Genomic DNA, 17,893 nt, shown 5'->3' with positions numbered 1-17,893 from the left:
GAAGCAGATCGGTTTGATTACCTGCTGTAAAGCATCAAATTCAAGCTGTTGCGTGTATCTGTCACCACACCTGCAGTGGCCTGATTTTTCAAAGCGGTGTCCACATTGCCTGGTGCAACGCCCTGCGAAAGCAGTTTGGCGGCAGCGCCCGCCACATGGGGTGATGCCATGGACGTGCCGCTTAACACCTGCTGCGCGTTGTCGTTGTTGATACCAGCCGAGGTAATTTCGCTGCCAGGTGCAAACAAGTCAACGCAACTGCCAATGTTGGAGAAAGAAGAGCGCCTGTCGTTGCGGTCGGTTGAAGCCACGGTGATGGCCAAGGGTTCGCGGGCGGGTGAAAACTCGCATGCATTGCGCGAATCGTTGCCAGCCGCAACCACGGTCACAATACCTGCATTGTGGGCTGCACGAATGGCTTGATCAACCGCACTGGAAGCCCCTCCGCCCAAGCTCAAATTCATGACCGCAGGTTTCACATGGTTCCGGATTACCCAGTCAATACCCGCAGCGGTCGAGGATGAAGAACCTGTACCTGCGCAATTGACCACACGCACGCCGTGCAAGATCACATTTTTGGCCACACCAAATTGCGTACCGCCAATGGTGCCCGCTACATGCGTGCCATGGCCATTGCAGTCGGTCGGGGTGGAAGAAGGGTCAAACGGGTTTGAAGGGTTGCCCGAGGGAGGGGGAGGCGCGCTGGGAGAACCGAACAAGCCACCAAACAGCCCACCACCACCTAAAAAGCCGCCACCCAGAAAACCTCCGCCCAACAGGCCGCCCGAGGACGAACCGCTTGTGGCATCAAACCCGTTGCCCACACGCCCCCTGAATTCCACATGGCTTGCACGCAGACCTGAATCTACAACGTAGGCGTGTACTTGTGCGCCAGTTGATGTGTAGGTGTATTGCATGTCTCGCGCATTCTCGCGAGTGTCCAAACGGTCCAAGCCCCAGGTTGCATTGTTTTGAGTAACCTGGTTGTTCAGTTGAAAGGTTTGGTCTTGCTCAACAAATGCGACCAATCCACTGCGGTTCAAACCCTTTGCCACATGGTCGGGCAGGTTGACAGCAAAACCCTTGAATACATTTTGATAGCGAAAGTTGACCTGTTGCGATGAAAGTCCCAACTGGCTTTGCGCCTGATCCAGAATATTCTTAACAGGAGTGCCGACAGGCAAATCCAGAATCTGCGTGAGTGCTGCGGTGTCTTTCAGTACAACAATGTATTGGTTTTGTATGGGAGCTGCTTGTGCCAAGTTACCGATGGCCAACAAGCTGAGTACAGCAGTCAGGCGATTGAGTTGAATGGACATTGAGACGTTCCGTAAAAAAGGTTGATCGCAGCAGTTGATACTTGCGAAAGATGAAATCCGATTCGTTGGTTGTATTGGAACCGACCCGTCCAGATTTGACGCGACCTGAACGGCTCCACTACATCTCAGGATCCGTCAAAAGGGAAGCGCAGATTCAAACCGGTTGCTTCCCAAGGGCACCGTCATGGTTTTGCGCATGGCTTCATTTTCCATGCCGATCAGCGACTCGTCCGCAACGCTCTGGGCATATTTCCAGGTAACGCTTAGCCGGGTTCGGCTCATTTCCAGCAGTGCAAACCCTTTTGTTTTCAGCTCGTTGTACTTGATGTGCGGGTTCAGCAGGGGCAATGCGGCAGACACCACATCGGCCACTTCATCCGGAAAGCCAGAGGAGGTCACAGAGGGTGTCACCACCTCAACGCCCAGGCTTCTTTGCAAGGGGTTGCCGCCCAATAAAGTGAATGGATTCTCGAACAACTCAATTGCCCAACTGGTGTGAATGTCACCGGTGAGAACCACCAGGTTTTCAATGCCAATGTCCTTGATCATGTTGAAAACGCGATTGCGTTCTGCCACATAGCCATCCCACTGGTCCATGTTCACCGCGGCAATGTTGCCCAGCACAGACTGATCCAGCAGCTTGACTTGCGGCAGTTCAAGCAAGTTCAATTGGCCGAACATCACCTGCTGCCCAAGAACCGTCCACAGGCTGTTCTTTTGTTTGCTGGCAAAAAGCCTGTCGCTTAACCAGCGGCGCTGATCCAACCCCAACAAATTCCGTTGAGGGTTGAAACGGTCTGGGTCTACAGCCACAATTTCCACCTGTTTGTCCCGGCCAATGATCCGGGTATCGAGCATGATCAGGCTACACAGGTCGCCCACCTGGAAGTCACGATAAATCACCTCTCGCGGGTCGGGCTCAAACGTTGTTTCAAGGCGACTGAACCGCTCACGAAGTGGCATCCAGTTGTAATAGGTGCGAATTGCAATGGCCCTGCGAACCAGGTAATCCCCTTCATCGGGCTGGTGATTGTCTGCGCCGTCCTTGTAAGCATCGTTTGTGATTTCATGGTCATCCCACACGGCAATCATCGGGTGAGTGGCGTGCAAGGCTTGAAGTTCAGGATCGGCCTTGTACTGCTTATGGCGTTGCACGTAGTCTTCAACAAGAACCATTTCTTTAGCAGGGCGGGGCTGTCGGGACACTCCGTTTCGGTTCAGGTTCCCGCCACCTCCACCCCCTTCATACAAGTAATCGCCCAGATGAATGACAAAGTCCAGTGATTCCTTTCGCACCATTTCATACACGGAAAAAAAGCCTGCGGGCAAGTTGGAGCAGCTCACGGTTGCAAAGCGGATCTGTTCAACTTCACCCTCTGGCAGGGTTTTGCTGCGCCCAATGCGCGAGGTTTGAGATCCAGCCCGGAAGCGATACAACACGGTTTGACCTGCTACCAAAGCCGGCATTTGTCCCAAACCGAATGAAGTATTCTCGTAAAGCGCCGAGTTACCCAAATCAATCTTGACCGTGTAGTCCCTGGCTTTTAAGGCCAGAAATTCGCCCAGTTGCTGAATTGGGCCCTGCTGAAAGATCTGGTTCCACTGGGCGGGGTCTTCCGCTTGCCCTTGTACCAGCACATACTCGAGGATCAATGGCACGGACACCACATTCTCGTTGGCCGGTGCGATTGCGGTCCACAAAATCAGCTCATGGGCTGTGGGGTCGCCGCTGGCTACACCCCATGCGAAGGCATTCTGAGCGATCAATGCATCAACTTCTTCAGCCGGGCGAACTGTTGGTCCGGAACCGGTACTACTCTGTAGCGCACCTGTATCGTCAGAACCACAGGCCACCAATGCAGGCAGTGAAATTCCAGCCAAACCTGTTCTGAGAAAGTGTCGACGATCCATATTCGATAAAGCTCCTTTGATAACAAGCCAAGCTTTTACACAGGACGCATTACAGATTGATGTAAGTTTTCAGGGTGCCGTTTTCTATAGAGGGTCAAGCCCGGTCGATTGATCGCATATCGGTAACATGCCGAATTTAAAATGCGGCTGTCTAAAGTCGTTGGTGTGGGAGTTGGTATGCAGTTTTTCTATGTCATTCGGAAGCTCAATGACGCGCAATATGAATTGAGGTTTCCTGATTTTGTCGGCGCGAAAGAAATTTACAATTCGGAGCAAGAGGCCCGCAAAGAAGCCATGGGTGTTTTTCTTGAAGCTGTTCAAGAGCGATTCGAAAACAAACAAAGAATTCCAATGCCGTCGCAAATACCGGGAAGCCGGGATTCACTGAATGTGCCAGGAACGTTTCGCGAACTGATCATTCAGCACAATATGAGCATGGAAAGTTTGGGCGAAATTCAGGATGTGAACGAGTAAGGAAGTTTGTAGTAAAGGGTAATTTTTTGTGGTCGAAAAACCGGGTGAGGTCCTGGTGGTCATTACCAATATTACCTACGAGTAACATTGATGTAATGTTTTTCAGGTACAAATATCAGCACTGTTATTGAGGTCTCCTCCCCAATACAGTTGTTCCGTGAAATAACACTCTCAACGGTTGAGCCCCCCAATTTCTTCGACGACTTGGGGGGCTTTTTTTACCTTGCATTTTTTCCGAACAGGGAAACAACGAAGGCAGTCAGTCCCACTACCGCTGACAGGGATGAAACCGTGTCCATGCCATAAAACAAACTTGTTCCATTCAGGCTAAGTATCAGGAATGCCGGCACTGTGGCCGCAAACCCAACCGACATGGCATTGGATATTGAAAACTGGTGAAGTTGCATGGCTTTACTCCTGATAAAAAATGACTTGCGGGTCATTTATCAGAGTACATCCGTACACTTAGAGGACGCTCTACTAAACACATTGGTCTGGCTGTGAAACCAACAGAATTCCTTGTGGCTTTACTCTGTGTGACAAGTCTTATTTTCGTAATAATCCTTTTGTGTCAACGGTGTGAACTGTCACCTAGATAGCATTACCCAATCCGAATTTTATGTCAGGCAAGTAATACGTGTGGTTGATCCGATCAAACACTGGCGTTGAACTCATGGTGAATTTGTCTTTTCCGTTTCAGGCTTTGTGCGTTTTATTGCTTGTTGCTTGCTCGAGCGACGACAACGGAAGATCAAATGGGCAATCGTCGGGCGGCGCAACCTCACCGAACCAGGTTCAAGTTGGTTCGCGTGCATTCGGCGGTTTTCCGGAGCCTCAGTTCTTGCCTTTGGACCAAGGGGTCTGGATGGCTGGCGACCTGCATGTGCACACCAATTACAGCACTGACGCATCCAACCGACCCATGGCAGATGTGATCGCTACTGCAAAAAACAATGGGCTGGATTTTTTGGGTGTGACTGACCACGACAACCATGTTGATGGCGATCTCGCGGGCAACACCTGGTCAGACCCTGCCTACAAATCGGATGATGAATTGGTGGTGCTTTTCGGGGCTGAATGGACAACATCCAAGGGCCATGCAAACACATTTTCTGCCAAGCCTTACAACCACCAAGCCCTGTATGCCGTTCGTGATGGCCTAAGTACGGAAGTAGAGCAGGTCGTGAAATCACTGGGGCTTCATTTCTCTGCAAATCACCCGGCATCGGGCGACCCGTGGGGTTATGGATACGATGTTGTTCGCTCCATTGAGGTGTGGCAATCGTCAGTCTGGTTTTTGAATACAAATGCACAAACAATTTGGGACGATCAAATTCGTACCGGCCGACGAATGACAGGCCGAGGTGGCAGCGATTCCCACCATGGGTACATCAAGTCGTTTCCAACTCGAATCGATCCCAATAATTTTCAACCTTTCGTGAACGCCATGGGTACGCCAACCACGTGGGTGCGGGCACGCAGTCGCGATGCAGAATCCGTTATTGACGCGCTCAACGCAGGGCGTGTTTCTATCTCGGCAACGCCCCAGTCGCCCCGGCTGGTTCTAACAGCAGCATCCGAATCGAATGGTATTTTTGATTTGGGAATGGGGGACAATCTGGTGCTGAAAGAAGATCGCCCCGTGCAACTGAAGATTGAACTGGAAAATACTGAAGTTCAAACCAAATTTTATCGCCTGGAAGTAATACGCGATGGTTCAGTGCTGACAACGCTCAATGTGTTTCCAGGGCAAACCAGTGTGACATTCACCGATCAGCCGGGCGCCAATACCAGGACCTACTATCGAGTCACAATGCAGGGCCTCTCGACCCCTTTGGTTGATTCACCTGGTTCGTTCATCCCAAGTTTGCCCATGGTTGCAATCAGCAACCCGTTTTATATCAATTACCAAAACTAGCTTCGACACCGTCGTATCAATCGCCTGGAAAGTGACATGTCATCCTGAATGTTTCTTCTCTGAATCCTGGGTGTTATGTCGCGGTGGTTTTGTAGAATATCGTCCTTTTTTGGAGAAATGATATGGAACAACTTATCAAAGAATTGAAGAATGTTCGCAAGGCACTGGAACATGCAATTCAGGCTGCAGATGATTTGCCAACGGCCCAACGTACACTCAAAGATCTCAAAGAAGCACAAAGCTTGATTGAATCCGTGATTCGACGTAACAAGGCGTTTGCAGACAAGAACAAGTAAGCGGATTGATCATGTTTCGGCAGCTTGAGTTTACCCACTTGTAGTCACCCGAATCAGCGGCTTTTTTGAGCCATCAAACACCTCTGCTACTGTGTTGCCTTTCTTATCTAAGGCAAGCAAACCATGCGTCTTCGTTATTTCGCGCCCCTCGTTTTAGCCTGCCCACTTTTCCTGTTTTTGCATTTTCAGAAAAAACACACTGTGCGACAAGACAATCTTGTTTTGTCCTCTGCTGTAGAGGGGCAATTGCTCGACAACGGCAAACCTGTTGCTGAGCAAAAGGTGGCCAGGACTTTGTATTGGAATATGCAGGCTGAGCCATACACTGAAATTACCACTACCAATAAGGATGGGTTGTTTCAATTTCCTGAGGTGCGTGGTGCGGCGGAGTTTGGAATTCTGGCGAGATTATTCCACGTACCAGTAGTTTTGATTGATGTCGATTTGATCGAAGAAAGCTTAAAAACATCCTTGTATTCAACGGGTAGACATACCTACAAACCTGCGGAAGAGACGGGATTCGAGACAATCCAAATGAGTTGTGATCTTCAAGATCGGGATCTATTTGCAGACTTGTTGCCAGTGATCAATTGTGCGGTTAAACAATCAGATGAAATGCTGAACCGTTTTCAGTAAATCATTGTTACAGCTAAAGCTGGTTATGGTACAGAGCGCAGCCAATACCTATCTTGAAGCGGCCAGTTCTACCCCCATGGAGTGACCCGATAAAGCGGCTTTTTTGAGCCATCAAACACCTCTGCTACTGTGTTGCCTTTCCTCATTAAGGCTAGCAAATCATGCGCTTTCGCCAACTCGCGCTTTTCACTCTGGCCTGCCTTCCTTTCCTGATTTTTGTTCCCCAAGGAGCCCATGCTGTGCGGCAAGACAATCTGATTCTTTCCTCGGCTGTCGAGGGGCAGCTACTTGATCATGGCAAACCTGTTGCTGGTCAAAAAGTGATTAGAACTTTGCACTGGAACATGGAAGAAGAACCTCGCACTGAAATCACGATCACCAACAAGGACGGTCGATTTCAATTCCCGGAAGTGCGTGGTGCAGCGGAGTTTGGTTTTCTTGCCAAGTTGTTTCATGTGCCCAACGTCAGTATTCGGATTCTCGTCCCTGTTAAGGATTTGAATTATATGGCTTATGCCAACTCCAGGAATTCCTACAAGGAAAACGTTGAGACGGGGCTTCCGTTGATTCGAATGAAGTGCGATTTGAAAAACAGTCAGATGTTTGATGAGATCTTGCCAGTGATTGACTGTGAAGTTGAAAAATCCCAAGAAAGGAAAAATTTGAAATATGACTAACCTACTTTTACAGCCACATTTAGTTCATTCTTTGTCTGACTTTGTGTATGAAGCTGATAAGGTGTTTCGAGGGAATAAAGCCGCTCACCCTGCAAAAAGTAACGCTTATGTTTCTGCTTTGAGTTCAGCTGAGTTGAAAAGGGTTGCAGCAGAACGAGACCTTCCAGTTCAGCCTCAAGGTTTCAATACACTAGCCGCCAAATCCGGCATCTTCAACATCGACCTCCTGAGCGGTTTTGGCTTCATCGCCCGTGGTACGGGCAGCCGCGCCAACGAGCTGGTTTTGGTCACACGCGGTACCAATTTCGAACACAACAAATTCGACTTGGCCACCAATGCCAATTTCGGTTATGGCATCGGCCCGCGCGGCCATGTGTTTCACCGTGGCTTTCTTAAAACTTTCAAAAGCTATCAAAACCAGCTGGTGAATTTTGTGACCCAACACGGCACCAATCGGCCAGCGACCATTCACTGCATGGGGCACAGCTTGGGTGGTGCTTTGGCCAACCTGAATGCTTGCCTGTTGCAGGATGCAGGTTTTCACGTGTGCTTGTACACCATCGGCGCACCGCGCGTGGGTTTGGTTGGCTATGCGCAAGACATCACCAAGCGAATTCCGCAAACTCACATTCGTCGCATTGCCAACCCCTGCGACCCGGTTCCCATGGTGCCGGTGTTTCCATACGCGCACGCCTCGCGCGGCCAGTCGGAATTGTTGGTTCAACATGGCGAGAAAATCGGGATCGAAGCTCACCTGCTGCACAGTGGTTATTCGAAAATGGCTTACAGCAGCAGCTGGAGCGACTTCGCTCCCATGCCCCATGCCTTGGCAGCGCATGCTGACCTGGCGCGACAATTTGCAAGCATTGGTGGTGGCGGCATGTTCAACGCGAAGCTGCTGTACTTGATCAGTCAACTTACACGGCTTGTGCTGCACGACCTTGGTCAGGCGGCGTTGGTTACCGTACAAGGTACGCTTAGCGTTGCGTTCACGGCGGTGGATTTGTTGGCCGAAACCTTGATGAAGGCAGCCAACGCCACAAGGCTGATGGCTGAAGATGTGTACTCGATTGTCAATTCAATGCTTGACTTTCTCGGCCGCGCACACATGAAAGGAACGGATATTACCTTGAACACCTTGCGCTGGGTGCTAAGCCAATTCAGCATGGAAATGGCTGGACGCGCTCAGCAAGCCATGTTGAAGGCGCAGGCAGGTAAGTGAAGTTGTTGTCGGTGTCTTATAAACCTGCCCGGCAAACAACACCCAATTCATCACAACCCACTTTCTAATTCAGCAATGGGAATGCTGGCCACTTTTTTGTCGCCAGCACCCAGCACGAGTACCGTGTCCTGCTGAATTTGATACCGCAACCAGCAATTGATCCGTGCATCGCTCAACACAGCGGCATTGAAAATGGCTTGAATATCACCTTTGCACCGCGCAGACCGGGTCAACAAGCCAGGGTGGCCTTGCTTGTGAATCACTTGCCCCATTTGCTGGGTCAAGGTGTAATCTTTTAAAGCAATCAGGGCTGGGTGCGCCGTTGCCAAACTGCGCAGGTCCAGCAACAGGGCATCCACGTGTACGGTGTACACCTTGCGTTGCAGTTCCCGGCCGGTGGGCAATTGGCCTTCCTCAATGCGCGTGCGTCTTAGCCAGTGGTAAACCGTTTCATACACCGTGGTTCGCACATCGCTGGCCCCATACCACACGCCAAACTTGCCTTGGCTAAAGCGGCTTTCCTGCCAGTTCTCGAAAGGAAACTGAATGGCGCTGAACCAGTGCGCTTCTTCAAAAGGTCGGTCAACAATCGGGAATTTGCTGCAGTAGTAAGGCGGTGTGTGTAACGCTTCAATGGCCTGCGCAATGGCGTAGTCCTGGGGGTCATCCGTCAGGTCGTCGAATAGGTCTTCGGAAACAATCAAGGATACGATGTTTCGGTATACATTTTGGGAAAAAGAGGTGAGGGTGCTCTCGCTCAATACTTCCGATGCAGAGGCCATCAAGTGCCCCGGGCGCGATCCAGATAGGATCGAACCATCAACAGACCCACAAATCCATAGCGGTCAATGATCTGCACAGGGCTGAGCCCTTCAAACGCACCATTGGGTTTGCGCATCCAGGCGTAGCAAACCTCACGCTGGGGGTACAACAGGCGCAGGTTCTTGTGGATTGCAAACAGGTGAGAAAGGCGCTCAAGCGTGTCGCGCGAATTTGCGATGGGCTCGCCTCGCTTGTATTTGCTCAGTGCGGTCCTGTTTTCCTTGGCCAGGCCAAGCAGGGCAATTCGGTCTTCAGAGGACAGTTGCCAGTTGTCAAACATCCGCATGACCATTGCAGTGGCCTTGTGGCGGTCAATTTCTGGTTTTCCGGTGGTTTCTGCAAACATCGACACCTCTGCCTACTACAAATGTGATCTAAGTTGCATTTATTGTAACCATTATCATGGTTCTTGGAAAGATTTTACACCACCAGTTTGTGTGGGGAAGTGCAGAAGCTGATGTTTTGACGACACCCAGACCATTCGCCGCCCGGTTCTGTTCAGCCCCGAGTTCTAAAATTTCAGTGGGTAATACATAAAAACCGGGTGGAATATCCGCCCGTTGCTGCGTGTAAAAGCATTGGGCAGATGTTTTCAAACAAAGTCATTCCGGAATTCACGCGACTTCATTCCGGAATTCACGATGATTTTTTCGGCGACACCCACATGGTGATGATGGCGCGAAACACGGTCTCGGCCTGTTTGTCCTGCACTTCCACCTTGACCAGATATTCCCCGGCCACAGACCAGTCCGCCTTGCCCTCTGGAGTGGCAATTGCAACCAGGTCAGTGTTCGCTTTTTTCAGGTACTCCACCGTCATGCCCTTCGGGATCCAGCGGTGGGTTGGTGGCACGGTGACCTCTGTCATGCTTCCACCAGCCAGTTCGGCCATGTTGCACATCGCAATTGCGTGTACTGTGCCAATGTGATTGTGTACGGCCCGGCGTTTTGAAATTCGCACCACCGCGTACTCAGGTCGCAGCTCATTAAAATAGGGGCGAATACTTGCAAAGTAGGGCGCCTTGAAACACAGAAGGCGCGAAAAAATCCACTTGCCGGCAGGCAGGGTTGAAAGGCGTTTCCAGAGTGCGAGTGTATTCATGTTGATATTCCGAAAAGGTTCGAGTCAGCGGGATAGCCAAAAAGCTAAAAAGCGTATTTAATAGAACAATATTCTAGAACATAATTCTGTATTAAATCCAGCCAGATGAAAAAATTCAGTCCAAGCCTTTTTGAAGTTGTCGAACCCGGACCACGCAAGGCACACAAACGAGAAATATTGAGCTGTGCGCTGTCCTGCTTCAACGAGGTGGGCATAGAGGCCACAACCATCGAAACAATCCGCGCGAAGGCCAACAGCAGCGTGGGTTCGATCTACCACCACTTTGGCAACAAGGAAGGCCTGGTTGCTGCGCTTTGCTTTGCCGCGCTTGACGACCAGTTGAAGTTGATTGAGCCGCGCATGAAAACAGCTGCCACGCCCAGAGAGGCGATTGTTCAACTGGTTCACTCGTACATGCAGTGGGTTGGTGAAAAGCCTGAGCTTGCGCGGTTTCTAGCCCAGGCCCGCAATGGGGTGGCCAATGGTCCGTTTGCCAAAGACCTGGATGCGCGCAACAAGCAGCGCTATGGCGATTTGCACAAGTGGCTTGCCAAGGGTGTTCAAGATGGATTGATCCTGGCCTTGCCCAAGGAAACCTATGCTTCCCTGCTGATTGGCCCTGCTGAGAACTTTTGTCGCGCCTGGCTTTCAGGGCGGGTGAAAGAATCACCGATTGCGTATGCCGAGGTGTTTGCCGAAGCGGCTTGGCGGGCGGTGGGGCGTTAGCGAAATGATGGCGGGCTGAAATCATTAAGCAGGTTTCGGGTACAAGGCCCTTATAACTGCAGGATTCAGGCCATTGTAAGTTGTTGGCCTGATGCTGAACCAAACACGTAAACACGTATAAAAATACAAAAAAAGGGATAGTTTTATGCAAACAGTATTGGGCGCCAATGGGCAAATTGGTCGGGAGTTGGCACGGTGCCTGAAACGCGAGTATGCGGACAACAACATCGATAAAACCGCAGGCAAAATTCGCCTGGTGAGCCGCAACCCCCAGCAAGTCAATGGCACCGATGAATTGGTGGCAGCCGACCTGCTCGATGCAGAGCAAACATCAAGGGCGGTGGAAGGTTCTTCCGTGGTGTACCTCACAGCGGGCCTGCCCATGAATACGCAGATGTGGATAGACCAGTGGGGTGTGATCATGTACAACGTGATCGCCGCCTGTGAGCAGCACAAAGCCAAGCTGGTTTTTTTCGACAACACCTACATGTACCCGCAAACCAGCGAAGTGCAAACCGAGACTACCCGCTTTGAACCCCACGGTTTGAAAGGCGTGGTGAGGGAAGAGATTGCCAACGACCTGCTGGAAGCCATGAAGCAGGGCAGGGTAGAAGCGCTGATCTGCCGTGCACCGGAATTTTATGGCCCAGGCCTGACGCAAAGCACCACCACCACCACCGTGATTGAACCACTGAAAGCAGGAAAAAAAGCCAAGGTGTTTTTGCGTGACGACACGCTGCGCACCTTGATCTATACGCCCGACGCCAGCCGCGCCATGGCACTGCTGGGCAATACCCCCGATGCCTTCGGACAAACCTGGCACTTGCCTTGTGACGACAACCGCCTGACCTACCGCGAATTTGTGCAGCTGGCCGCCAAGGCCTTTGGAACCAAGCCTGCTTACACTATAGTGAAAAAATGGCAGCTTGTATTGGCCGGGCTTTTTAACCAGCGCATTTGTGACACCACTGAATTGTTGCCCAGGTATGCGGTGGACAATCTTTTTGATTCCAGCAAATTCAAGCAGAGGTTCCCGGAGTTCAAGGCGACTTCGATTGCTGAGGGGTTGAGGGTTATTGCGGGTGGAAAGTAGGGAGGGTGTTGCGTCTCGGATGTAATGTTTCATCATGAGATGCGAGTGATTTAACATTACACTAGCCAACTGGAGAGACAACACAACAACAAAAAAGGGGGGGGCATGAGTTGGCTCGCGAGTGTGTATCAGGTTCTTCTGTGCGATCTGCGTTTGTTGCGTCGCTATCCCAGGTTGAGGTTTTCAGTGTTGGGGATTTTGTTTGTGCCATCCCTGTATGCCCTGATTTACATCTCCAGCATGTGGAACCCGGAGGCAAATGCGCCCAATCTGCCCGTGGCCATTGTGAACCTGGACCAAGGCACCCAGTTTAAAGGTGAGGTGATTGAGATCGGCCGCACGCTGACCGAGAAGCTGAAAGCCGAACAGAAGCTGGGTTTTCAGGAGCTGCACGATGAGGCTTTGGCCCGCCAGGGAGTGCGCCAGGGCCGATTTGATTTTGCCCTGATCATTCCCCAGAATTTCAGCACCCAGGCTGTGAGGGCCGAGCGAAGTGGTGCAGGTCAGTTGCTGGTTTACACCTCCGAAGGAAACAATTACACCGGGGCTTCTGTCGCCAAAAAGTTTGCTCCAGAGATCACACGGCGTTTGAATGAGTTACTGAACGAGAGGCGTTGGGGGCGGGTGTCGGACATCGCCTTGGACAGCAAGGAAAAAGTGGCTCGACTGAAAGAAGGCGTGATGGCCCTGAACCAAGGGGCGCAGCAGTTGCGAGATGGTTTGGTGAAAGCCAATGAGGGCTCGCATCAATTGAACAAGGGCCTGGGCAAAGCCGATGAGGCGGGTCGGCAGATTCAGATCGGGGCAGGGCAATTGAAGGATGGGGGCCTGCGTCTTACCGAGGGTATGAAGCAACTGGGTGCGGGCATTCAAACCATGAATGACAAGTTGCCGAGCGCAGACGATTTGCAGAGGCTTCGCTCGGGGGCACAAACTTTGAACGAGGGGCAGAAAAGCCTGAATGCGGGTCTTGTGCAGTTGCAGGATGGGTCTGTGCGCTTGACTGCCGGTGTACGTGAGTTGAAGGAGAAGTCGACAGACATTCCGATTTGGGGCAAGCGCGTTGCGGATGGCGCCGGGCAGATTGAGGCGGGTACCGTGAAGCTCAACGAGGGTTTGATCCGAGCCAGCAGCGGCAGTGCCCAATTGGTACAGGGCAGTGGGCAATTGGCCGATGGTGTGCAGCGCCTGACCGAGGGCATGGACAAGATAGGAGCTGGCGTACGACAGATGCATCAGAAAATGCCGGCCGCGACAGACTTGGACCGATATGGTGCGGGGCTGGTGAAGCTGGACGCAGGCACCGCGCAGTTGAGCCAGGGTCTGGGGCAATTGAACTCAGGTTCGCAACGGTTGGACGCAGGTCTGGATGCGCTTGAGGAGGGAGCTGGAAAGTTGGCTGCGGGTTTGCAAACCCTTGATGAGGCAGTGCCCATGACGCTGGACATTCCCGTCATTGATGCGGCGGGTTTTTCATCCTCCGTGAAAACCGAGGTGGAGATTGCCGCGCCAGTATTGAACAATGGCACCGCGTTTGCGTCGAATTTTATTCCCTTATCCCTGTGGGTGGGTGCGGTGATGACAGCATTTCTTTTTCATTACCGCAAACTGCCTGTAACGGTGCAAGGACATGGAGCCTGGGCCAAGTCGGTGGGCAAAATGTTCATTCCTTCTGCAATTGTTTTGGCGCAGGTCATGGTGATGCTGATCACGGTGCGTGTGGTGATGGGCATTCAGGTGAATCACCCGGTCTTGTTGGTGCTTACCCTGCTGACCTCCTCCATCATTTTTGTGAGTATCGTGATGGCGCTGGTGCGATGGCTGGGCGATACCGGCAAAGTGATGGCGGTGTTGTTTCTGATTCTGCAGTTGTCGTCTTCTGGTGCGATTGTGCCCATTCAACTAAGCGGGGAGGTGTTCCAGTTTCTGCACCCCTATTTGCCGTTCACTTGGGTGGTCAAGGCCACAAAGGTCGCGATGTTTGATGCCTACGATGGTCAGTGGCTGGCCATGTATGCCCAGATGTTGATCACGCCGCTGATTTTATGGCCGTTGTCGACGTACACCGGACGTTGGATTTACCAGGCCGAGGCGGATTACATGCCAGCGCTGGATGTGGTCCAATAAACTGCACCAGTTTTGACCTGCTCTGACTTTTTTCCAATTAACGATGAGCCTGGGATTGGGCTTATCCAGCGTCTTGTTTTGGTTCTAATGTCGATAATTGCCAAAAACTTTCACTGCAAAAAAAGCTCTGGCCGTGTCGACCAGAGCTTGAACACTCTCGAAGAGAGCGGAGACAAACGCATGCACCTTCGTGCACCACAAATCCATTTCACTAGGCGCGTAGCCGCTTCGTCTGGCTTGTTCCCCAGATGCTTTTCAGCAGCGAGGCCAGAAACGCCCACAGCCCGCCTTCTTTCGGTTTCGGTTTATTGCCCTCGGCAATTCTTTTCAACTGCCGGGAGTACCAGAGAATTTCCATAACACCCATTTTGTCGATGGCCTTGATGCCCGTTGAGATCGGCTGTACCTGGTGATTACAGTCTCGACCGTTCAGCAGTGCTTTCGGTGCATCCGGTTCAATGGCCATCAAACGGGCTATGCCCACAATATCCAGCGCCCCGGAAGCCAATGCAGTATTCATTCCCTCGAAAGTTCGAAAGCCACCCGTGACCATCAAGGGAGTTTTCACCTGTGTACGAACCTGCTCTGCGAAACCAAGGAAATATGCTTCCCGCTGCAGGGTAGATGCCTTTGCAGAAGAACCTGCCATGCCGCTCATCGCCGGTGCTTCATATGTTCCACCTGAAATTTCAATCAGATCAATGCCTGCATCGGCCAAGGCACGAATGGTTGCAATCGACTCTTCCTCTGTGAATCCACCTTTTTGAAAGTCTGCCGAATTCAGTTTGATCCCGACCGGGAAGTCTGGCCCGACCTGGCGGCGAATTTCTTCGTAAACAGCCATTACAAACCTGCGTCGATTTTCAGGACTTCCACCCCATTCATCGGTGCGCTGATTGTGATGCGGTGACAGAAACTGGCTGATCAGGTATCCATGGGCGCCATGAATCTGGACACCGCCGAATCCGGCTTTCTTGCAGATGGCTGCACTGCGCCCGAATCCTTGAATGATGTCTTCAATTTCACTTTGACTGGCCTCGCGAGGTGTATCAAAAAATGCAGCCATGTCTTGCCTGAAAGGAATGGCGGAAGGACTGAGGTTGAATTTGTTCAAGCCCTTGGGCGACTGCTTTCCGGGCTGATTCAGCTGAACCCAAATCGAGGCTCCCTCGTTGCGCGCCACATCGGCCCATTGCGTCAAGATCGGCAAGTCAGACTCATTTTCGATCACGATGTTGCCTGGTTCTCCCAAGGCGCTACGATCAATCATGACGTTGCCTGTAATGAGCAGCCCGGCGCCTGATTGTGCCCAGCGGCGATACAGCTCAACGATTTTTGGGGTCGCGTGATTGTCGTAGGTTCCAAGAGCCTCGCTCATGGCGGCCTTGGCCAATCGATTGCGCAAGATCACTCCATTTGGCAGTGCGAAGGGCTGATTGAGAAAATTGGTTTTCTGACTGGAATTTGTATTCATGGCGTTATCTGGTAGGTGAGTTCAATGGTTTAGCGAATTCGCAAATGTTTGCGAATGCCTGCATCAAGCAGACGGGCGGGCAGTACGTTATTCATGATTTTCAAACGCGCGGCAGCAGAACCTGCCGTGTAACTGAGTTTGGGATTTGTCTCTTTTGCGGCTTTCACGATGACATCGGCCACCACATCCGGCTCTTCTGCGTCTTCAAGCATTTCTGTCAGCCTGTCTTCAAGTGAGGCGCGAACCAGTTGATATTCCTCACGCTTGAACGCCGCTTGCGTTGAATTCGCTTCAATCGCTGTTTTCATGAAAGCTGGTTCAATTACAGACACCCGGATGCCGCTGTTTCGAAGCTCATGATCGAGTGACTCGGAATACCCACGAAGCGCAAACTTGCTAGCCGAATAGAACGCCATATAGGGCATTGGCATAAACCCCAGCACTGAACCGATGTTGATGATGCGCCCGCTGGCTTGCTTGCGCATGTGAGGCAGTACTGCGTTGCTCAATCGAACTACACCGAAAAAGTTGGTGTTGAACAGCGCTTGTGCCTGCTCAAGTGAAAACTCTTCAGCACCTGCTGGCGATAGTCCACGCCCTGCATTGTTCACCAACAGATCGACACGACCGGTTAACTCGACAATTCGATTCACAAGTGCCGTTGCCGATTCATCGTTGTCCACATCCAATGGCATCATTTCAAAGGCATGATTGTGATTGGCACGCGGGCTTCTGCTGGTTCCAAACACCCGGTAACCGGCCGCGACCAGTTTCTTCGCGGTGATCAGACCGATGCCGGAGGATGCACCGGTAACAATGGCAACGGGTTGCGTGCTTTTACTCATGAATATTTGTCTCCATACAGGGTGGATTTCTGACTAACAACTTGTTACTATCAAAACGAAACTAACTGTACCCGTTAAATCGAACAAAGTCACTATCAAAACAGTATGAACGTTGAAAATATTTCAGAAAACCCATGCCCGATCGCGCGCGCCCTTGCATTTCTGGGTGATTCGTGGAGCATTTTGATATTGCGTGATGCCCATGCGGGCGTTACACGGTTTGACCATTTCAGGAAAAGTCTCGGGATCGCACCGACCATTCTCACCAAGCGGCTTGCTGTGTTGACCGAAGAAGGGATACTTGAAAAACGCCGTTATTCTGAACATCCGCCGAGGGATGAATACGTTCTGTCTGAAGCGGGGCAAGACTTCCTGCCGGTACTGTTCATGATTGGTGCCTGGGGTAGAAAACACCGGGGTGGTGGAAAACTGACCAAGTTTTACGATGCAGAGGCAGGAACTGAAATCAGACCCGTTGCAATTGATGAAGCAACAGGTGCAAAGCTGGGAACTCGCGCAATTCGCATGGGATGTTGATGGAAACGGGGCGACTCAAGCTTTGAACCGGAGGAGAAAGGTATCCACAGCTTCTTCAATCAGTTTTGCATCTTCTTTGGCTGATGCAATTCCCAAGCCAAGAATGGCAATCACGTGTGAAGGCCCCATGAGCATTCCCAGAAAAAGATTGGCGGCCATACCCGTATCTTCAATGTTCAAAGAATTGCAGGCCTTGGCCTTTTCCAGGTAAGAGTTGATGCGATGCATGACCAAAGCCGGCCCTGCCAAAAAATAACTCTGACAGACCTCTGGATGATGGCCTGCCATGCCGTGCATCATACCCATCATGCGAACCACTTCCGGGTCGCGCATCAGCCGTAGAAACTGGCTGGCGAGTGTTCGCAGCCCTTTCGCGGGGTTAGCGGGATCATATTTCGATTCATCGAATCCTTCAAAATGGCTGTCAGTCTTGTGACGAACGCAATGCTCCAACAATGCAGTTTTGTTTGGAAAGTAGTTGTAAAGCGTCATCTTTGACACACCCGCCCGCGCAGCAATCTGCTCCATGCTGGCGCGCTCAAAGCCCAAATCCAGCAAAGCCTGTCCACCCAACTCTGTGATGTTCTCAATAACTGCAGGGTCACGAGGACGCCCTCGTTTGCGCATAGTATTTTCTGCCATATGTTTTACTTGACTGTATAGTAAATAAATGAAATTATCCGTGTCAATCAAGTTTAAACGAACGGGCACTCGC

General features: G+C 51.4%; 19 protein-coding genes. 10 read left to right on the top strand and 9 right to left on the bottom strand.

All coding sequences use genetic code 11. The features are described 5' to 3' along the window. Window positions 1–17: 17 nt before the first annotated feature. Window positions 18–1,319: a S8 family peptidase gene (locus tag RGQ30_RS10960; RefSeq protein WP_130555879.1), complete on the bottom strand. Its 1,302-nt coding sequence runs from the start codon at window positions 1,317–1,319 to the stop codon at window positions 18–20. A gap of 135 nt (window positions 1,320–1,454) precedes the next feature. Further along, window positions 1,455–3,230: an alkaline phosphatase D family protein gene (locus tag RGQ30_RS10955; protein ID WP_130555880.1), complete on the bottom strand. Its 1,776-nt coding sequence runs from the start codon at window positions 3,228–3,230 to the stop codon at window positions 1,455–1,457. A gap of 177 nt (window positions 3,231–3,407) precedes the next feature. On the opposite strand from RGQ30_RS10955, the gene RGQ30_RS10950 reads away from it, so the two are divergent. Further along, entirely contained in the window at window positions 3,408–3,704 is a 297-nt protein-coding gene (locus RGQ30_RS10950) for a hypothetical protein (protein ID WP_130555881.1), read from the top strand. A gap of 218 nt (window positions 3,705–3,922) precedes the next feature. Here the strand turns inward: RGQ30_RS10950 and RGQ30_RS10945 are convergent, their stop codons facing one another. Next, window positions 3,923–4,111, bottom strand: coding sequence for a hypothetical protein (locus tag RGQ30_RS10945; protein WP_130555882.1), 189 nt, complete (start codon window positions 4,109–4,111; stop codon window positions 3,923–3,925). 434 nt (window positions 4,112–4,545) lie between these two features. Here RGQ30_RS10945 and RGQ30_RS10940 point away from each other — a divergent pair, with 434 nt between their 5' ends. From RGQ30_RS10940 to RGQ30_RS10920, 5 genes are all read left to right on the top strand, one after another. Continuing rightward, window positions 4,546–5,622, top strand: coding sequence for a CehA/McbA family metallohydrolase (locus RGQ30_RS10940; RefSeq protein ID WP_338284404.1), 1,077 nt, complete (start codon window positions 4,546–4,548; stop codon window positions 5,620–5,622). 122 nt (window positions 5,623–5,744) lie between these two features. Next, entirely contained in the window at window positions 5,745–5,918 is a 174-nt protein-coding gene (locus RGQ30_RS10935; protein WP_298216101.1) for a hypothetical protein, read from the top strand. Between the two features lie 123 nt (window positions 5,919–6,041). After that, a complete protein-coding gene (locus tag RGQ30_RS10930; protein ID WP_130555884.1) occupies window positions 6,042–6,554 on the top strand; it encodes a DUF6795 domain-containing protein in 513 nt (170 codons plus the stop codon). A gap of 161 nt (window positions 6,555–6,715) precedes the next feature. Next, a complete protein-coding gene (locus RGQ30_RS10925; RefSeq protein ID WP_338284403.1) occupies window positions 6,716–7,231 on the top strand; it encodes a DUF6795 domain-containing protein in 516 nt (171 codons plus the stop codon). A gap of 133 nt (window positions 7,232–7,364) precedes the next feature. Beyond that, on the top strand, window positions 7,365–8,453 hold the full coding sequence (locus tag RGQ30_RS10920; RefSeq protein WP_338284402.1) for a lipase family protein: 1,089 nt from the start codon (window positions 7,365–7,367) through the stop codon (window positions 8,451–8,453). Between the two features lie 50 nt (window positions 8,454–8,503). Here RGQ30_RS10920 and RGQ30_RS10915 read toward each other — a convergent pair whose 3' ends face one another. From RGQ30_RS10915 to RGQ30_RS10905, 3 genes are all read right to left on the bottom strand, one after another. Next, a complete protein-coding gene (locus RGQ30_RS10915; protein ID WP_130555887.1) occupies window positions 8,504–9,235 on the bottom strand; it encodes an RES family NAD+ phosphorylase in 732 nt (243 codons plus the stop codon). Beyond that, window positions 9,235–9,621, bottom strand: coding sequence for an MbcA/ParS/Xre antitoxin family protein (locus RGQ30_RS10910; protein ID WP_130555888.1), 387 nt, complete (start codon window positions 9,619–9,621; stop codon window positions 9,235–9,237). The genes RGQ30_RS10915 and RGQ30_RS10910 overlap by 1 nt, the downstream gene beginning before the upstream one ends. Window positions 9,622–9,911: 290 nt before the next feature. Continuing rightward, window positions 9,912–10,376, bottom strand: a complete 465-nt coding sequence (locus tag RGQ30_RS10905) for a hotdog fold domain-containing protein (protein WP_130555889.1) — start codon at window positions 10,374–10,376, stop codon at window positions 9,912–9,914. Between the two features lie 105 nt (window positions 10,377–10,481). On the opposite strand from RGQ30_RS10905, the gene RGQ30_RS10900 reads away from it, so the two are divergent. The 3 genes from RGQ30_RS10900 (at window position 10,482) to RGQ30_RS10890 (ending at window position 14,322) form a co-directional block, all read left to right on the top strand. Continuing rightward, window positions 10,482–11,102: a TetR/AcrR family transcriptional regulator gene (locus tag RGQ30_RS10900; protein ID WP_130555890.1), complete on the top strand. Its 621-nt coding sequence runs from the start codon at window positions 10,482–10,484 to the stop codon at window positions 11,100–11,102. A 145-nt stretch (window positions 11,103–11,247) separates the two neighbouring features. Further along, window positions 11,248–12,195 (top strand): NAD-dependent epimerase/dehydratase family protein, encoded by a 948-nt coding sequence (locus RGQ30_RS10895; RefSeq protein WP_130555891.1) that lies wholly within the window; start codon window positions 11,248–11,250, stop codon window positions 12,193–12,195. A gap of 105 nt (window positions 12,196–12,300) precedes the next feature. After that, entirely contained in the window at window positions 12,301–14,322 is a 2,022-nt protein-coding gene (locus tag RGQ30_RS10890; RefSeq protein ID WP_130555892.1) for a YhgE/Pip domain-containing protein, read from the top strand. A 211-nt stretch (window positions 14,323–14,533) separates the two neighbouring features. On the opposite strand, the gene RGQ30_RS10885 is transcribed toward RGQ30_RS10890, so the two are convergent. Both RGQ30_RS10885 and RGQ30_RS10880 read right to left on the bottom strand, forming a co-directional pair. Further along, window positions 14,534–15,796, bottom strand: a complete 1,263-nt coding sequence (locus RGQ30_RS10885; RefSeq protein WP_130555893.1) for an NADH:flavin oxidoreductase/NADH oxidase family protein — start codon at window positions 15,794–15,796, stop codon at window positions 14,534–14,536. Window positions 15,797–15,825: 29 nt separating this feature from the next. Next, window positions 15,826–16,641, bottom strand: a complete 816-nt coding sequence (locus RGQ30_RS10880) for an oxidoreductase (protein WP_130555894.1) — start codon at window positions 16,639–16,641, stop codon at window positions 15,826–15,828. A gap of 105 nt (window positions 16,642–16,746) precedes the next feature. Between RGQ30_RS10880 and RGQ30_RS10875 the strand changes: the two genes are divergently transcribed. Further along, window positions 16,747–17,178, top strand: coding sequence for a winged helix-turn-helix transcriptional regulator (locus RGQ30_RS10875; protein ID WP_130555895.1), 432 nt, complete (start codon window positions 16,747–16,749; stop codon window positions 17,176–17,178). A gap of 15 nt (window positions 17,179–17,193) precedes the next feature. Here RGQ30_RS10875 and RGQ30_RS10870 read toward each other — a convergent pair whose 3' ends face one another. Continuing rightward, the gene (locus RGQ30_RS10870; RefSeq protein WP_338284400.1) at window positions 17,194–17,889 is read right to left on the bottom strand and encodes a TetR/AcrR family transcriptional regulator; all 696 of its coding nucleotides are present in this window, start codon (window positions 17,887–17,889) and stop codon (window positions 17,194–17,196) included. Window positions 17,890–17,893: the final 4 nt, after the last annotated feature.

Origin of the sequence: Limnobacter thiooxidans, assembly GCF_036323495.1 — a bacterium.
GTDB lineage: Bacteria > Pseudomonadota > Gammaproteobacteria > Burkholderiales > Burkholderiaceae_B > Limnobacter > Limnobacter thiooxidans.
The sequence above is the reverse complement of the archived record's forward strand: the minus strand, read 5'-3'. Positions and strand labels throughout refer to the sequence as shown.

What these genes read in the sequence shown, in the direction of transcription:
- RGQ30_RS10910 (WP_130555888.1), bottom strand. Translation starts at nt 9,621, where the DNA reads ATGTTTGCAGAAACCACCGGAAAACCAGAAATTGACCGCCACAAGGCC.
- RGQ30_RS10895 (WP_130555891.1), top strand. Translation starts at nt 11,248, where the DNA reads ATGCAAACAGTATTGGGCGCCAATGGGCAAATTGGTCGGGAGTTGGCA.
- RGQ30_RS10945 (WP_130555882.1), bottom strand. Translation starts at nt 4,111, where the DNA reads ATGCAACTTCACCAGTTTTCAATATCCAATGCCATGTCGGTTGGGTTT.
- RGQ30_RS10885 (WP_130555893.1), bottom strand. Translation starts at nt 15,796, where the DNA reads ATGAATACAAATTCCAGTCAGAAAACCAATTTTCTCAATCAGCCCTTC.
- RGQ30_RS10905 (WP_130555889.1), bottom strand. Translation starts at nt 10,376, where the DNA reads ATGAATACACTCGCACTCTGGAAACGCCTTTCAACCCTGCCTGCCGGC.
- RGQ30_RS10930 (WP_130555884.1), top strand. Translation starts at nt 6,042, where the DNA reads ATGCGTCTTCGTTATTTCGCGCCCCTCGTTTTAGCCTGCCCACTTTTC.
- RGQ30_RS10935 (WP_298216101.1), top strand. Translation starts at nt 5,745, where the DNA reads ATGGAACAACTTATCAAAGAATTGAAGAATGTTCGCAAGGCACTGGAA.
- RGQ30_RS10915 (WP_130555887.1), bottom strand. Translation starts at nt 9,235, where the DNA reads ATGGCCTCTGCATCGGAAGTATTGAGCGAGAGCACCCTCACCTCTTTT.
- RGQ30_RS10925 (WP_338284403.1), top strand. Translation starts at nt 6,716, where the DNA reads ATGCGCTTTCGCCAACTCGCGCTTTTCACTCTGGCCTGCCTTCCTTTC.
- RGQ30_RS10960 (WP_130555879.1), bottom strand. Translation starts at nt 1,319, where the DNA reads ATGTCCATTCAACTCAATCGCCTGACTGCTGTACTCAGCTTGTTGGCC.
- RGQ30_RS10880 (WP_130555894.1), bottom strand. Translation starts at nt 16,641, where the DNA reads ATGAGTAAAAGCACGCAACCCGTTGCCATTGTTACCGGTGCATCCTCC.
- RGQ30_RS10950 (WP_130555881.1), top strand. Translation starts at nt 3,408, where the DNA reads ATGCAGTTTTTCTATGTCATTCGGAAGCTCAATGACGCGCAATATGAA.
- RGQ30_RS10900 (WP_130555890.1), top strand. Translation starts at nt 10,482, where the DNA reads ATGAAAAAATTCAGTCCAAGCCTTTTTGAAGTTGTCGAACCCGGACCA.
- RGQ30_RS10875 (WP_130555895.1), top strand. Translation starts at nt 16,747, where the DNA reads ATGAACGTTGAAAATATTTCAGAAAACCCATGCCCGATCGCGCGCGCC.
- RGQ30_RS10890 (WP_130555892.1), top strand. Translation starts at nt 12,301, where the DNA reads ATGAGTTGGCTCGCGAGTGTGTATCAGGTTCTTCTGTGCGATCTGCGT.
- RGQ30_RS10955 (WP_130555880.1), bottom strand. Translation starts at nt 3,230, where the DNA reads ATGGATCGTCGACACTTTCTCAGAACAGGTTTGGCTGGAATTTCACTG.